Genomic DNA, 13,305 nt, shown 5'->3' with positions numbered 1-13,305 from the left:
CAACGCCACATATCACATGCGCTGGTATAAGCGTCCCCAAGCTTGCCCAGCGCGTTTTTCCTTTCGCAACTGCCAGTTATCAGGAGCAGTGAAGTCGGCGTTATTCGCCTCCACTTCCACATACACTAACGCATCGTCAGCTAGCCAACCATTTTCTTCCAAGGCTTGGGCACATTTATATGCGAGTCCCTTATTAAAAGGTGGGTCAATAAAAGCAATATCATACGCCGCACTGCCTGGTTGAGCTAACAGAGTTAACGCATCCCCTTGTTGTACACTCACGTTTAGCATGTTAAGGAGCGCCGCGTTGTCGTGTAGTTGCTGTGCCGCTTTAGGCTCCAACTCAAACAGAGTCACTTGTTTGGCAAATCGTGATTGGGCTTCAAATCCTAAGCTGCCGGCACCTGCAAAGCAGTCTAATACCTGAGCATCACGAATATCCATCATGAGCCAATTAAAAACGGTCTCTTTTACGCGATCTGTGGTTGGTCTTAGGCCTTCAATATCATGTACTGGTAACTTTCTGCCTCTATGTTGACCACCAATAATGCGTATTTGCCCTGTTTTTGTTGTGCGTTTATGCGCGGGTTTTGCGGCTTTTCTATTGATGGGCATGCATTTACTCACTATATGCTTTTTCCACAGGCTGGGAAAATGGTAATATAACGCGCAATTATAAATAATATTTGTGGCTAACGACAGCTGCTTTAAAAGGCGAGTGCATCGCCATGACTGGAAATATGGTTTCATACAATGGCTAAAAAAAGTAAGTTTCTGTCCTGGTTTGGATTAGGCAAAAAAGAAGAGCAAGCAAAACAAGAAGAACAGGAACGCCTTGCAAAAGAGCAGGCTGAGCGTGAACAGCAGGAGCGCTTAGCTAGAGAACAGGCCGAGCGTGAAGAGCAGGAGCGCTTAGCGAAAGAGCAAGCAGAGCGTGAAGAGCAGGAGCGCTTAGCTAAAGAACAAGCAGAACGTGAACAGCAGGAACGTTTAGCGAAAGAGCAGGCAGAACGTGAAGAACAGGAACGTCTTGCAAAAGAGCAGGCTGAGCGTGAACAGCAGGAGCGTTTAGCTAAAGAACAGGCAGAACGTGAAGAGCAGGAACGTTTAGCGAAAGAGCAAGCTGAGCGTGAAGAGCAGGAGCGCTTAGCTAAAGAACAAGCAGAACGTGAACAGCAGGAACGTTTAGCTAAAGAACAAGCTGAACGTGAAGAGCAGGAGCGCCTAGCGAAAGAGCAGGCAGAACGTGAAGAGCAGGAGCGCTTAGCGAAAGAGCAAGCAGAGCGTGAACAGCAGGAGCGCCTAGCGAAAGAACAAGCAGAACGTGAAGAGCAGGAACGTTTAGCGAAAGAACGAGCCGAGCGTGAACAGCAGGAGCGCCTAGCGAAAGAACAAGCAGAACGTGAACAGCAGGAGCGCTTAGCTAAAGAGCAGGCAGAACGTGAAGAGCAGGAGCGTTTAGCGAAAGAGCAGGCCGAACGTGAAGAGCAGGAACGTTTAGCGAAAGAACAAGCCGAGCGTGAACAGCAGGAGCGCTTAGCGAAAGAGAAAGCAGAGCGTGAAGAGCAAGAACGCTTAGCGAAAGAGCAAGCAGAGCGTGAAGAACAAGAACGCCTCGCCCAAGAGCAGGCAGAAAAAACGGCTGTAGTTGAGAAAAAGCCAGGATTCTTCTCACGACTCAAAAAAGGACTATTAAAAACTAAGTCAAACATCGGTTCCGGTTTTGCGTCTATATTTAGCGGCAAAAAAATTGACGATGAATTATTCGAAGAGTTAGAAACACAATTACTAACAGCCGATGTCGGTGTTGATACCACCGTGAAGTTGATTGATAGCCTTACCGATGCAGCAGATCGCAAGCAGCTCAAAGATGGCGAGGCGTTATATGAGCTACTGAAGCAAGAGATGGCAACAATGTTGGCAAGTGCTGAACAGCCATTAAACCTTGAGGGCAAAGATGGACCGTTTGTCATACTTATGGTCGGTGTTAACGGTGTCGGTAAAACCACCACCATAGGTAAGCTTGCTAAACAGTATCAACAACAAGGGAAGTCGGTAATGCTTGCCGCAGGGGATACCTTCCGTGCCGCAGCGGTGGAACAACTGCAGGTGTGGGGAGAGCGTAATGATATTCCCGTTATCGCGCAGCATACCGGAGCTGATAGCGCTTCTGTGGTCTTTGATGCTTTCCAAGCTGCAAAAGCGCGCAATGTTGATGTGCTGATTGCTGACACCGCCGGGCGCTTGCAAAATAAAGACAATCTAATGCAAGAGCTTGAAAAAATAGCGCGAGTGATGAAAAAAATAGACCCTGAAGCGCCCCATGAAGTGATGTTGACCATTGATGCGGGAACAGGTCAAAATGCGATAAGCCAAGTAAAACTATTTGATCAGGCCGTTGGTTTGACCGGGATCACTTTGACTAAACTAGATGGTACGGCGAAAGGGGGAGTCATATTCGCCATAGCCGATCAGTTTAAAACACCTATTCGCTATATTGGTGTGGGTGAAAGCATCGATGACTTGCGCACTTTCAAAAGTGATGACTTTATAGAGGCGCTGTTTAGCAACGAACAATAATTACCCTAACATTGGGAAATAATAACAATGATAAAGTTCCAAGAGGTCAGTAAAACCTATCCGGGGGGGCATCGAGCCTTAGAGAAAATCAGCTTTCATATCGAAAAAGGAGAGTTGGCTTTTCTCACCGGGCACAGTGGCGCCGGTAAGAGTACACTGCTTAAGCTTATTAGCTTAATGGAGCGCCCTTCAGCTGGTAAAGTCGCCATTAATGGCGTAGACCTCGCTGCTATCAAAGCAAAGCAAATTCCATTTGTGCGCCGCGATATAGGTATTATTTTTCAAAATCATCGACTTCTTGAACGTTACTCCGTTTTTGATAATGTCGCGTTACCGCTGATTATTGAAGGGGCCCATCGCAAACAATTAGAAAAGCGTGTCTATGCTGCGTTGGATAAAGTGGGGCTCAGTGATAAAGCCCGCTGTAACCCAACAACTCTCTCTGGGGGTGAACAACAACGGGTGGGCATAGCCCGCGCAATCGTTAACTCCCCACCTTTGTTGCTCGCGGATGAGCCCACGGGTAACTTAGACCCTGAGTTATCGATGGAAATTCTGCAATTATTTGAAGACTTTAACCGCCATGGTACTTCTGTGCTTATCGCCACTCATGACCTTGGTTTAATAGCGCGGATGAAATATCGTAGCCTGACGCTTAAAGAGGGCCGTCTGCTCAGTGATCCACTGGCTCAGGAGGCGCTCTCATGAGTCTATTATTTAAAGGTCGGGAAACTGATTATCAGCGCAAAGGCCACTCGCCCGTTGCACGCATGTACTTCGGTATTATTAATACGATTCGTCAAGGGGTGCAGAGCTTAGGGGAGATGTGGCGTACACCCACTGCATCAATGATGACAATCCTCGTACTGGGACTAAGCTTAACCTTACCTTCTACTTTGTACTTAGTCGTTAAAAATGTACAGAAAGTCAGTAGTGGCTTTGATAATGCAGCGGAGATTTCCTTATTTGTTAAAGAACAAATGTCGGAGCAACAAACACAAAGTTTGGTAAAACGTTTGGCGCTCTATAAAGAAGTTGAAGAAGTGCGCTTTATTAGCAAGCGCCAAGCGCTAGAAGAGTTTAAACAGGTGTCTGGCTTTGCTAATGCGTTAGATTATTTGGATGACAACCCTTTGCCTGATGTGGTGCTGGTCACTCCGGGTGAACGCTACCGTAATGCAGATGCTGCTAATGCGCTACTAGATAAATTACAACAAGAGCGAGAGGTCGACTTTGGTAAGTTGGATATCGAGTGGCTGGAGCGTCTAAATGCAATTTTGAATCTTCTCAAGGAAAGCGTGATCACTATTGCCCTATTATTACTCACTTCTGTCATTCTTATTATTGGCAATACCATTCGTTTGTCTATTATTGATAAGCGCAGTGAAATTCAAGTAATGAAGTTAGTTGGTGCTACCAACGGCTTTATTCAAGCTCCGTTCTTATGGACAGGCATCTGGTATGGCATTATTGGCGGCTTTGTGGCGCTAATTTGCAACCTGCTGATGATGTGGTGGCTAGAGTCGGCCGTTGTGCAAGTGACCGGAATATATCAGTCGAACTTCATTCTAGAAGGGCTCGATGCGAACGAATTCCTCATTCTTATTGGCCTAGCGGTGATCTTAGGGTTTAGTGGTTCGTACTTATCTGTGCGTCGGTACATTAAGGAAATTGAACCGGATAAAGTTTAATGGGCTGGCACCGCTTGTAAGCACGGTTGTTTCATCAAGTGATGCTCACAGCTTTGCTTGTGGCAAGTGCGTGAGGCGGTGCTATAGTTCACTTCTAATTCAGGGCTTCTTTGCTAGGTTGAATTTAAAAGTTGTTGTTATTCTTTTGTCATCTTTCTTAGTTACAATTGAATATCTCAACTTATTTTCCTTTTTTATCATTAAGTTAGAGCGCATTAAGAAGATTTGTAGAACTTCTTGATATGCATAAGGTCAAAGGTTACAATGCGATTAGCACTCTCGGTTAAAGAGTGCTAAATTAAATGGACAGATTGATCACCCGAGGTGAAAAATGAGCACGAATTTAAATGCAATGGCATTAACGGTTGGCCAACAAAGCGCGAGCATCGAAGGATATTTGCAGGCTGTTAGCACCATCCCAATGCTCGAGGCCGAGGAAGAACGTCGGTTAGCGACTCGATTACAGCAAGAAGGCGATCTAGAGGCTGCAAAGCACCTGATTATGTCGCATCTGCGTTTTGTCGCCCATATTGCCAAAAGTTACAGTGGTTATGGTTTGCCACAATCAGACCTAATCCAAGAGGGCAACATTGGCCTTATGAAAGCAGTTAAACGTTTCGATCCCAGTGTGGGAGTGCGTTTGGTGTCTTTTGCCGTACACTGGATCAAAGCTGAAATCCATGAATATGTGCTTAAAAACTGGCGCATCGTAAAAGTTGCGACCACTAAAGCGCAGCGTAAACTGTTCTTTAATCTACGCAAAAACAAAAAGCGTCTAGGTTGGTTCAACCAAGAAGAGGTGGCCACAGTGGCCAGCGAGCTAGGCGTTAGTGAAAAAGAAGTACGTGAAATGGAATCACGTATGAGCGGCCAAGATATGGGCTTCGATTTAAGTGCTGACGAAGATGATAGCAGTGTTGGGCAAAGCTATTCGCCAGTGCAATATTTAACTGACAACGCTTCGGATTTAGCCGAAAGTGTAGAGCAGGAGCAATGGCAAGAGCAATCTCATGCACGCTTATTCTCAGCACTGAAAACGCTGGACGATCGTTCGCAGGATATCGTTACATCGCGTTGGCTTGCAGATGAGAAAGCGACACTACAAGAGTTGGCACAAAAATATGAAGTGTCAGCAGAGCGTGTACGCCAGCTAGAAAAAACGGCGATGAAAAAGCTGCAAAATGCGATGGCATAATTAGTAATACCGTGCTCAAAAAAGGCCAGCTTAGCTGGCCTTTTTCGATCTAAGTAATCTTTTATCAAAGCACTACTTATAGTGTGTTTTTACTTGCACCTATTAATGGTCGCGTTTGACTGCGATATTCGCTAAGGCAACAAGCGCCTCTTTCTCTGCGCTTTCAGGCAAAAAATCCAATGCCGAAATGGCTCTGTCGGCTTCTTGTTGAGCGCGCTGCATAGTGAAATCAAGCGCTTTGGTTTGTGTTAATGTTGCCAAGATATCATCGAGGTAATCTAAGCCATTTCCTTGCTCTATTGCTTCGCGTATTTGTTGTTTCTGCGCCGCTTCGCCATGCTGCATAGCATAAATTAATGGTAACGTCGGCTTACCCTCAGCTAAGTCATCACCAATGTTTTTGCCCAGCGTGTGGGCGTCGGCGCTGTAATCCAACACATCATCAACGAGCTGGAAAGCCGTACCGAGGTGCATACCGTACAAGCGCATTGCCTCTTCAACGTTTGCGTCTTGCTCGGTGATCACTGCTGCTAATTGAGTGGCTGCTTCGAACAGTTTAGCGGTCTTCGAATAGATGACCTGCATATAGCTTTGTTCGGTGGTATCTGGGTCGTTACAGTTCATTAGCTGTAGAACCTCGCCCTCGGCGATAACATTGGTGGCATCGGCCAAGATATCCATGATCCGCATTTGCCCTAACCCGACCATGAGCTGAAAAGAGCGGGTGTAGATAAAATCCCCCACAAGCACGCTGGCTGCGTTACCAAATTCGGCATTAGCGGTAGGCTCGCCGCGACGTAAGTCAGATTCATCTACCACGTCATCATGTAATAAGGTCGCCGTATGGATAAACTCAACGATAGTCGCTAGGGTGACATGTTTATCGCCTTGGTAACCTAAGGCCCGGGCTGCGAGCAGCGCTAACATGGGGCGTACGCGTTTGCCGCCACTATTTACTATGTATAAACCAAGCTGGTTAACCAGTGCGACGTCAGATTGCATCTGCGCATGTATTAACTGATTGACGCTGTTCATATCGTCAGCGATAAGCGTCTGGATAGCTTTTATATCCATTTAACTCCGTGCCCACTGTCGGTTGTTCAAGGAAATGCGCGATGAATTGTACATGAATTTTTGCCATTGCTCGACACTTTCCCAGCAAAGCATCATTTTTATAAGCTTTAGCAGTAAAAATAAGCCAAAGCTAAAAAAAGTGATTAAAAACTGCTTAATCTGCTTGGCAACGGGCTAAAAACAGATAGAATAAGGAAAATTTTTTTCATGTCCTCATCGACGCCATTTTTTCAAGTTTTTATTGAAAAAACAGCTTGTCAAGCCGGGCGTTTTAGCGTAGACTTCGCGCCCTATTGAAGAATATTTAGTTGCGTCGATTTGAGGGCGCACAGACGGAGTTAATTATGTACGCGGTTTTCCAAAGTGGTGGTAAACAGCACCGTGTGACTGAAGGTCAAACAATTCGTCTAGAGAAACTAGACGTAGAAACTGGTGCAGCGGTTGAATTTGACACAGTACTTTTAGTTGCTGATGGTGAGAAAATCGAGATCGGTACCCCGTTCGTAAACGGTGGTAAAGTAACAGCTGAGGTTGTTTCTCACGGTCGTGGCGAGAAAGTGAAGATTGTTAAGTTTAGACGTCGTAAGCACTCTCGCAAGCAGATGGGCCATCGTCAATGGTTCACTGAAGTTAAAATCACTGGCATTAGCGCTTAATTTAGAGGTACAGAAAGATGGCACATAAGAAGGCAGCTGGTAGTACTCGTAACGGTCGTGATTCAGAAAGTAAACGTCTAGGTGTTAAGCGCTTTGGCGGTGAATCAGTTCTTGCGGGCAACATCATCGTACGTCAACGTGGTACTCGTTTCCACGCGGGTTCAAACGTAGGCATGGGTAAAGACCACACACTATTTGCAACATCAAATGGTAAAGTTCAATTCGAACAAAAAGGTCCCCTAGGTCGCAAATACGTAAGCATCGTTGCTGAATAATCAGTAACCCAGCTTACAGAAAAACCCCGCTTTTGCGGGGTTTTTTGTTTTCAATACATATAAACTTGTATAATACAGGTATTCAATCGCAGATCCGCTAAGTGAAAAATCATGAAATTTGTTGATGAAGTCGAAATCCGTGCAGAAGCTGGCGACGGCGGCAGCGGCGTGGTGTCATTCCGACGCGAAAAATATGTCCCAGACGGCGGCCCTGATGGTGGCGACGGCGGTGATGGTGGCAGTGTCTACTTAGAAGCAGACGAAAACCTTAACACCTTAATTGATTACCAATTCGAGCGTTTTCATCGGGCCCAACGTGGTACCAATGGCCAAAGTCGAAATTGTACAGGTAAAAAAGGTGAAGACCTTACCTTGAAAGTGCCCGTCGGCACGCGAGTCACCGATGTTGATACGCAAGAAGGGTTAGGGGATTTAACCAAGCATGGACAGAAACTACTGGTAGCAAAAGGTGGATTTCATGGCCTTGGTAACACGCGCTTTAAATCAAGCACCAACCGTGCACCACGTCAAAAGACCCTAGGAACACCTGGCGAAGTACGTAATCTCAAGCTTGAATTGATGTTGCTTGCTGATGTGGGATTGTTAGGTTTACCTAATGCCGGCAAGTCGACCTTTATTCGCAGCGTTTCCGCAGCCAAGCCGAAAGTGGCCGATTATCCATTTACGACCTTGATACCCAACCTCGGTGTAGTACGCCCGGCCTCTGGGCAGTCATTCGTTATTGCTGATATTCCAGGGCTTATCGAAGGGGCGTCTGATGGTGCCGGTTTAGGGATACGCTTTTTGAAACACTTAGAGCGTTGCCGAGTGTTATTACACATCATCGATGTGTTGCCTGTTGACGGCTCAGACCCTTTAGACAATGCGTTTGCCATTATTAATGAGCTACACCAATACAGCCCTAAGTTGGCTGACAAGCCGCGCTGGTTAGTTTTTAATAAGATTGATTTACTCGATGAAAGCGAAGTAGATGAGGTATGTAACCGCATTGCTAATGAGCTAGGTGTCGAGCATGATATTTATAAAATTTCAGCGGCGAGCGGCTTGAACACCCAAGCGTTATGCCAAGATATTATGCAACTTCTTGAGTCCATGCCGAAAGAAAAATTCGCGCAAGAGCAGGAACAAGAAGAAGTTGAGTTTAAGTGGGACACCTACCACCGTCATGCCACTAAAGACAGTGATGACGATGATTGGGACGATTGGGATGATGACGACTACGACGTAGAGATCATTTACGAACGTTAACAACTGTTATGAAGGGCGCACTTGCGCCCTTTTGTATATAGGATATCTGTAGTGAAAATATCGATGATTGCGGCCATGGCCAAAGGCCGCATAATTGGCAAAGACAACGATATGCCATGGCATCTTCCAGCCGATTTAAAGCATTTTAAGCAAGTGACCTTAGGTAAGCCCGTTATTATGGGTCGTAAGACGCTAGAGTCTATTGGGCGAGCGCTTCCAGGACGACGCAATATTGTCATCACCCGCAACTCAGACTATGCTTTTGAAGGAGCCGAAGTGGTTACGTCGGTGCAACAAGCGCTAGCGCAAGTTGAGGATGTTGAAGAGGTAATGGTCATCGGTGGCGGGCATATCTATGAGCAGTTTTTACCCTTAGCCTCATCCTTATATCTGACCTTTATTGATTTGCAAGTAGAAGGCGACACTCGTTTCCCTGATTATGAGCAAGTTGGCCAGTGGCGCTGTGTAGAGCGGGTTAGCCATAGTAAAGATGCGACGAATCCACATAACTACGAGTTTGTTACACTTAATAAAGAAGTGTGAGTTGATTGATAAAATTAGTGCTTGTTGGTAAACTATTAGTCTACTTTGTAAGAAAAAAGTATTAAAGGGTGCTACAAATGAAATTAATGTCAACGCTTATCGCTACTGCCGTATTAGCTGGAAGTGCGCTGTATACCACTCCTGCAAGTGCGAATGATCGCCTAGCTATTAGTATCTGTGAGTATATTGCTGCAGATGATAAAAACCGTTTACGTAAGACGCTGCGCTCAGCACGCCTTAAGATTCGTGATATCAGCGATGCTGTAAAGTGTAATGGCAACAACCTAGTCCGTCACGCAGTTGCGAGCAACGCAGTTGACACCGGCGAGTACATCATTAAAAGCTTACCGAAAAGTTCACTAGAAGATGGCGCCGATTTAAATTGGGCAACAAGCAATCACGCGGGTTCACCGCTGATCGCAGCCATTAAGGACCGTGCCGGTCTTTAAGCACCGTCTACAAAAAAGAAACCATGGCCAAGTCCATGGTTTTTTTTTGCCTATAATTGGCGATAGCCATTCAGTTCTCTTCCTATACTGAGATAAAATAGCAGTTACGACAACATTTCAGGAAATCAATATGGCAGTTCATGTAATCAATCATCCTCTTGTTCAACATAAACTAGGTTTAATGCGCGAACACGGCATTAGTACCAAAAGTTTTCGTGAGTTAGCATCGGAAGTGGGTACATTACTTACTTATGAGGCAACTCAAAACTTAGAGTTAGAAGATAAAACCATTGATGGATGGCAAGGAAATGAATTGTCAGTGCAAAGCATCAAAGGTAAAAAGATTACCGTAGTGCCTATTTTGCGCGCTGGTTTGGGGATGCTAGAGGGGGTGATGCACCTGATCCCTGCGGCGAAAGTAAGTGTTGTTGGCCTTGAGCGCAATGAAGAAACTTTAGAGCCGGTGCCTTACTTCGAAAAGCTGGTCGGCAATATTGATGAGCGCCTGAGCCTAGTTATCGATCCAATGTTGGCCACCGGTGGCTCAATGATTGCGACCTTAGATATGTTGAAAAAAGCAGGCTGTACACAAATTAAAGTGATCGTGTTAGTCGCTGCCCCAGAGGGGATAGAAAAGACACTGGCAGCACACCCAGATATTGATATTTATACTGCATCAGTTGATAACCACCTCAATGAAAAAGGATACATTGTGCCAGGGCTTGGAGATGCCGGAGACAAGATTTTTGGTACCGTTTAATGACGCCTTTATTTGCACCTAAAACCATCCTCACCGGCGCGCAAATGTTGTTTGTCGCCTTTGGCGCTTTGGTTCTAGTTCCTTTATTAACAGGCCTTGATGCGAACGTCGCATTGTTTACTGCCGGGGCTGGCACATTGGCATTTCAGCTTATTACTCGCGGGCAAGTTCCGGTATTTTTAGCTTCGTCCTTTGCTTTTATCGCACCTATCATTGCCTGTAACCAATTGTATGGCAGTGCCGCTACCATGGGCGCGTTAATGGCTGCAGGTGTCGCCTACATGCTACTGAGCGTACTTGTTCGCTTGAAAGGCACAGACATGCTGCACCGCGTGCTACCACCGGTGGTTGTCGGCCCGGTGATCATGGTCATAGGTTTGGCGCTGGCGCCTGTGGCAGTGAATATGGCCATGGGCAAAAGTGGTGATGGCAGCGCCCAATTAGTGGCCTATGATCATGCAATTTGGATATCCATGGCGGCTCTGGTGGCAACGCTGGTTTTTGCTGTGTTTGGCAAAGGAGTGTGGCGTTTAGTGCCTATTTTAGCGGGTGTTGTTGTTGGCTACGGCTTGTCGTTGGCCTTTGGCGTAGTCGATTTTGCGGTGATCAACAATGCCCAATGGCTCGCAGTGCCTGCATTCAGCGCGCCAGAATTTAAGTGGCAGGCCGTGGCGTTTATGATCCCCGTGGCCATTGCGCCTGCTATTGAACATATTGGCGATATGATGGCTATTAGTCAGGTTACCGGTAAAGACTACCTAAAAAAACCGGGCTTACATCGCACACTGATGGGAGATGGCGTCGCGACGAGCCTTGCTGCCAGTATTGGCGGACCGCCCAATACCACTTATTCAGAGGTCACCGGTGCAGTGATGCTGACCAAGAACTTCAATCCCAAGGTTATGACTTGGACCGCCGTTATCGCGATTTTGCTGGCGTTTATAGGCAAAATGGGGGCGGGTTTGCAAACTATTCCGGTCCCAGTAATGGGGGGCATTATGATTTTGTTATTTGGCTCTATTGCTGTGGTTGGATTAAAAACCTTATTAAAGGCTGATTTGGATGTGAGTGAACCACGCAACTTAGTGATTATTGCACTTATTTTGGTGTTGGGTATTGGCGGTATGCAAATAGGTGGTAATGAATTTGCCCTGCAAGGCGTTAGCTTGTGCGCCATATTTGGCATTGTGCTCAATCTTGTTTTACCCAGTAAAAAGCAATCGTCAGTGCAAGGCTAGAGCATTTATTCTGAAAATGCGATAGAATTTGCCGCCACACGTTATCGTTTGGTGGCGGCACACTAAGACACAGTGTTCAACTTCAGCCACCACAAACTAGGGGCAACTTATGTCAGATAAGCTTTATATTACCGCACAGCAACTATTGGAAGATTCGTTTCGTGTTGCTGCGCAAGTCTATAAGGACGGCTTTCGTCCAGATTTTATTATTGGTATTTGGCGCGGTGGTGCTCCTATTGGGATTGCTGTACAAGAGTTTTATGATTATAAAGGGATAGAGACCGATCATATCGCCGTTCGTACCTCTTCTTACTATGGTATTGGTAAGCAATCGAAAGAGATCAAAGTACACGGTTTGCATTACATCATTGAAAATGCCAATGCAGGTGATTCACTCCTGATTGTGGATGATGTATTCGACTCAGGACGCAGTATTTTTGCATTAAAAGAAAAGTTAGCAGAATTGATGCGTTTGAATCTGCCTAAAGACATTCGCGTAGCTTGCCCATACTATAAGCCGAAAAATACTAAAGTTCCTATGAAGCCTGACTATTACATTCATGAATCGGATGAGTGGCTGGTGTTCCCTCATGAACTTTCAGGGTTAACCACTGAGGAATTGATTGAAGGTAAATCGGATTTAGCCAACATTAAAGACTTATTAGTCGATTAAAAAAAGCAGCGTAAGCTGCTTTTTTTATCCCATTTTTACAACCCAAGTGGGGGCAAGCTTGTGCTCTGAGCTCACTTACGTGAAGCTTTCTACAAACTCCTCTAAAGCTGACACATCAATTGTTTGTAAGCCTTCTTTACTGCGTACAATAAGCCCTTTATCAACCAGCTCGGTAACCACGCGTCGATAAGCCCGCTCTGTGGTGGCAAAGCGCTCAGCCTCGGCGCTCACAGTGGGATAGGCGCGTAACAAGGTAGGGTTGTTGTTTTGTGCCCGCATTAAGCAATCTTTGGCAATATTATAGCTTAGCGGCAGTAACAGTTTATCAAGGTTAACCTTTTGGTTTTCCTGAAACTTCGCGGCTATAGTTTGCGCTGTGTACAAGCTCAGTTGGGGGTTCTCTAACAATACTTGGCGCCAATGCTTGAGCTCAATAAGGTTATAACTTACATCGCTAAAGCAGGTTACGGTATAGATACAGGGCTGATTGTTGAGCGCTTCTATTTCCCCAATAAGGGTGTTGTTGCAATCAAGCTGACCTAAGAGCAAACGTCGCCCATTGCCCACATCGTAGCTAAAAGACACGGTACCGCTGCGCACCAGTACCAGCTTTTTAAGCGGTTGATCTTGGTGTAATAGCACTTCCTTTTTTTGCTGCTGGTAGCGATTGCCAGTGAAATGAAGTAGCTGCTCTACCAAGTCGGTAGAAAAATGATATTGAAACATAGTCAAAACTCGTTGGGACAATTGTCCTTTTTGTTACACCAATATGTCGCTACGATGAAAATGTAGCGTTTTTTATGCCAATTTACGCACAGAGACTGAGTCCGTCATAGGTTTAATCATTCCCGTGTTTACTTATTCGTTTTTACTCAGTGGTGTGAATTGGCTTTTTTATCTTA

Annotated in this window: 15 protein-coding genes; 12 read left to right on the top strand and 3 right to left on the bottom strand. The window is 45.7% G+C overall.

Annotated elements, in window-relative coordinates:
• Positions 1–12 precede the first annotated feature (12 nt).
• The gene (gene rsmD / locus MHM94_RS08105; RefSeq protein WP_053911406.1) at positions 13–615 is read right to left on the bottom strand and encodes a 16S rRNA (guanine(966)-N(2))-methyltransferase RsmD; all 603 of its coding nucleotides are present in this window, start codon (positions 613–615) and stop codon (positions 13–15) included.
• Between the two features lie 138 nt (positions 616–753).
• Here rsmD and ftsY point away from each other — a divergent pair, with 138 nt between their 5' ends.
• From ftsY to rpoH, 4 genes are all read left to right on the top strand, one after another.
• The gene (ftsY, locus tag MHM94_RS08100) at positions 754–2,580 is read left to right on the top strand and encodes a signal recognition particle-docking protein FtsY (protein WP_235419328.1); all 1,827 of its coding nucleotides are present in this window, start codon (positions 754–756) and stop codon (positions 2,578–2,580) included.
• 27 nt (positions 2,581–2,607) lie between these two features.
• Positions 2,608–3,288 (top strand): cell division ATP-binding protein FtsE, encoded by a 681-nt coding sequence (gene ftsE / locus MHM94_RS08095; protein WP_022946369.1) that lies wholly within the window; start codon positions 2,608–2,610, stop codon positions 3,286–3,288.
• A complete protein-coding gene (ftsX, locus tag MHM94_RS08090; protein ID WP_022946368.1) occupies positions 3,285–4,271 on the top strand; it encodes a permease-like cell division protein FtsX in 987 nt (328 codons plus the stop codon). Before ftsE ends, ftsX begins: the two co-directional genes overlap by 4 nt.
• Positions 4,272–4,602: 331 nt before the next feature.
• A complete protein-coding gene (gene rpoH, locus MHM94_RS08085; RefSeq protein ID WP_053911402.1) occupies positions 4,603–5,466 on the top strand; it encodes an RNA polymerase sigma factor RpoH in 864 nt (287 codons plus the stop codon).
• Positions 5,467–5,568: 102 nt separating this feature from the next.
• Here the strand turns inward: rpoH and ispB are convergent, their stop codons facing one another.
• Entirely contained in the window at positions 5,569–6,540 is a 972-nt protein-coding gene (ispB, locus tag MHM94_RS08080) for an octaprenyl diphosphate synthase (protein WP_235419329.1), read from the bottom strand.
• 344 nt (positions 6,541–6,884) lie between these two features.
• On the opposite strand from ispB, the gene rplU reads away from it, so the two are divergent.
• The 8 genes from rplU (at position 6,885) to MHM94_RS08040 (ending at position 12,403) form a co-directional block, all read left to right on the top strand.
• Positions 6,885–7,196, top strand: coding sequence for a 50S ribosomal protein L21 (rplU, locus tag MHM94_RS08075; RefSeq protein WP_022946364.1), 312 nt, complete (start codon positions 6,885–6,887; stop codon positions 7,194–7,196).
• A gap of 17 nt (positions 7,197–7,213) precedes the next feature.
• A complete protein-coding gene (gene rpmA / locus MHM94_RS08070) occupies positions 7,214–7,471 on the top strand; it encodes a 50S ribosomal protein L27 (protein WP_022946363.1) in 258 nt (85 codons plus the stop codon).
• 111 nt (positions 7,472–7,582) lie between these two features.
• The gene (gene cgtA, locus MHM94_RS08065) at positions 7,583–8,740 is read left to right on the top strand and encodes an Obg family GTPase CgtA (RefSeq protein ID WP_045979625.1); all 1,158 of its coding nucleotides are present in this window, start codon (positions 7,583–7,585) and stop codon (positions 8,738–8,740) included.
• Between the two features lie 51 nt (positions 8,741–8,791).
• Entirely contained in the window at positions 8,792–9,283 is a 492-nt protein-coding gene (gene folA / locus MHM94_RS08060; protein ID WP_235419330.1) for a type 3 dihydrofolate reductase, read from the top strand.
• A gap of 77 nt (positions 9,284–9,360) precedes the next feature.
• Positions 9,361–9,732, top strand: a complete 372-nt coding sequence (locus tag MHM94_RS08055) for a DUF3718 domain-containing protein (RefSeq protein WP_022946360.1) — start codon at positions 9,361–9,363, stop codon at positions 9,730–9,732.
• A gap of 130 nt (positions 9,733–9,862) precedes the next feature.
• Complete coding sequence (gene upp, locus MHM94_RS08050; protein ID WP_053911398.1) at positions 9,863–10,492, top strand: uracil phosphoribosyltransferase; 630 nt, start codon at positions 9,863–9,865, stop codon at positions 10,490–10,492.
• Complete coding sequence (locus MHM94_RS08045; protein WP_235419331.1) at positions 10,492–11,730, top strand: uracil-xanthine permease family protein; 1,239 nt, start codon at positions 10,492–10,494, stop codon at positions 11,728–11,730. The genes upp and MHM94_RS08045 overlap by 1 nt, the downstream gene beginning before the upstream one ends.
• A 109-nt stretch (positions 11,731–11,839) precedes the next feature.
• Positions 11,840–12,403, top strand: coding sequence for a phosphoribosyltransferase family protein (locus tag MHM94_RS08040; RefSeq protein WP_130148563.1), 564 nt, complete (start codon positions 11,840–11,842; stop codon positions 12,401–12,403).
• 75 nt (positions 12,404–12,478) lie between these two features.
• Here MHM94_RS08040 and MHM94_RS08035 read toward each other — a convergent pair whose 3' ends face one another.
• Complete coding sequence (locus tag MHM94_RS08035) at positions 12,479–13,129, bottom strand: Crp/Fnr family transcriptional regulator (RefSeq protein WP_022946356.1); 651 nt, start codon at positions 13,127–13,129, stop codon at positions 12,479–12,481.
• Positions 13,130–13,305 lie beyond the last annotated feature (176 nt).

The organism is Pseudoalteromonas sp. CNAT2-18.1 (assembly GCF_022347865.1).
Taxonomy (GTDB): Bacteria; Pseudomonadota; Gammaproteobacteria; order Enterobacterales; family Alteromonadaceae; genus Pseudoalteromonas; species Pseudoalteromonas ruthenica.
The sequence above is the reverse complement of the archived record's forward strand: the minus strand, read 5'-3'. Positions and strand labels throughout refer to the sequence as shown.

Excerpts from the sequence above, each read along its gene's own strand:
- rsmD (WP_053911406.1), bottom strand. The coding sequence starts at position 615 with ATGCCCATCAATAGAAAAGCCGCAAAACCCGCGCATAAACGCACAACA.
- ftsY (WP_235419328.1), top strand. The coding sequence starts at position 754 with ATGGCTAAAAAAAGTAAGTTTCTGTCCTGGTTTGGATTAGGCAAAAAA.
- ftsE (WP_022946369.1), top strand. The coding sequence starts at position 2,608 with ATGATAAAGTTCCAAGAGGTCAGTAAAACCTATCCGGGGGGGCATCGA.
- ftsX (WP_022946368.1), top strand. The coding sequence starts at position 3,285 with ATGAGTCTATTATTTAAAGGTCGGGAAACTGATTATCAGCGCAAAGGC.
- rpoH (WP_053911402.1), top strand. The coding sequence starts at position 4,603 with ATGAGCACGAATTTAAATGCAATGGCATTAACGGTTGGCCAACAAAGC.
- ispB (WP_235419329.1), bottom strand. The coding sequence starts at position 6,540 with ATGGATATAAAAGCTATCCAGACGCTTATCGCTGACGATATGAACAGC.
- rplU (WP_022946364.1), top strand. The coding sequence starts at position 6,885 with ATGTACGCGGTTTTCCAAAGTGGTGGTAAACAGCACCGTGTGACTGAA.
- rpmA (WP_022946363.1), top strand. The coding sequence starts at position 7,214 with ATGGCACATAAGAAGGCAGCTGGTAGTACTCGTAACGGTCGTGATTCA.
- cgtA (WP_045979625.1), top strand. The coding sequence starts at position 7,583 with ATGAAATTTGTTGATGAAGTCGAAATCCGTGCAGAAGCTGGCGACGGC.
- MHM94_RS08055 (WP_022946360.1), top strand. The coding sequence starts at position 9,361 with ATGAAATTAATGTCAACGCTTATCGCTACTGCCGTATTAGCTGGAAGT.
- upp (WP_053911398.1), top strand. The coding sequence starts at position 9,863 with ATGGCAGTTCATGTAATCAATCATCCTCTTGTTCAACATAAACTAGGT.
- MHM94_RS08045 (WP_235419331.1), top strand. The coding sequence starts at position 10,492 with ATGACGCCTTTATTTGCACCTAAAACCATCCTCACCGGCGCGCAAATG.
- MHM94_RS08040 (WP_130148563.1), top strand. The coding sequence starts at position 11,840 with ATGTCAGATAAGCTTTATATTACCGCACAGCAACTATTGGAAGATTCG.
- MHM94_RS08035 (WP_022946356.1), bottom strand. The coding sequence starts at position 13,129 with ATGTTTCAATATCATTTTTCTACCGACTTGGTAGAGCAGCTACTTCAT.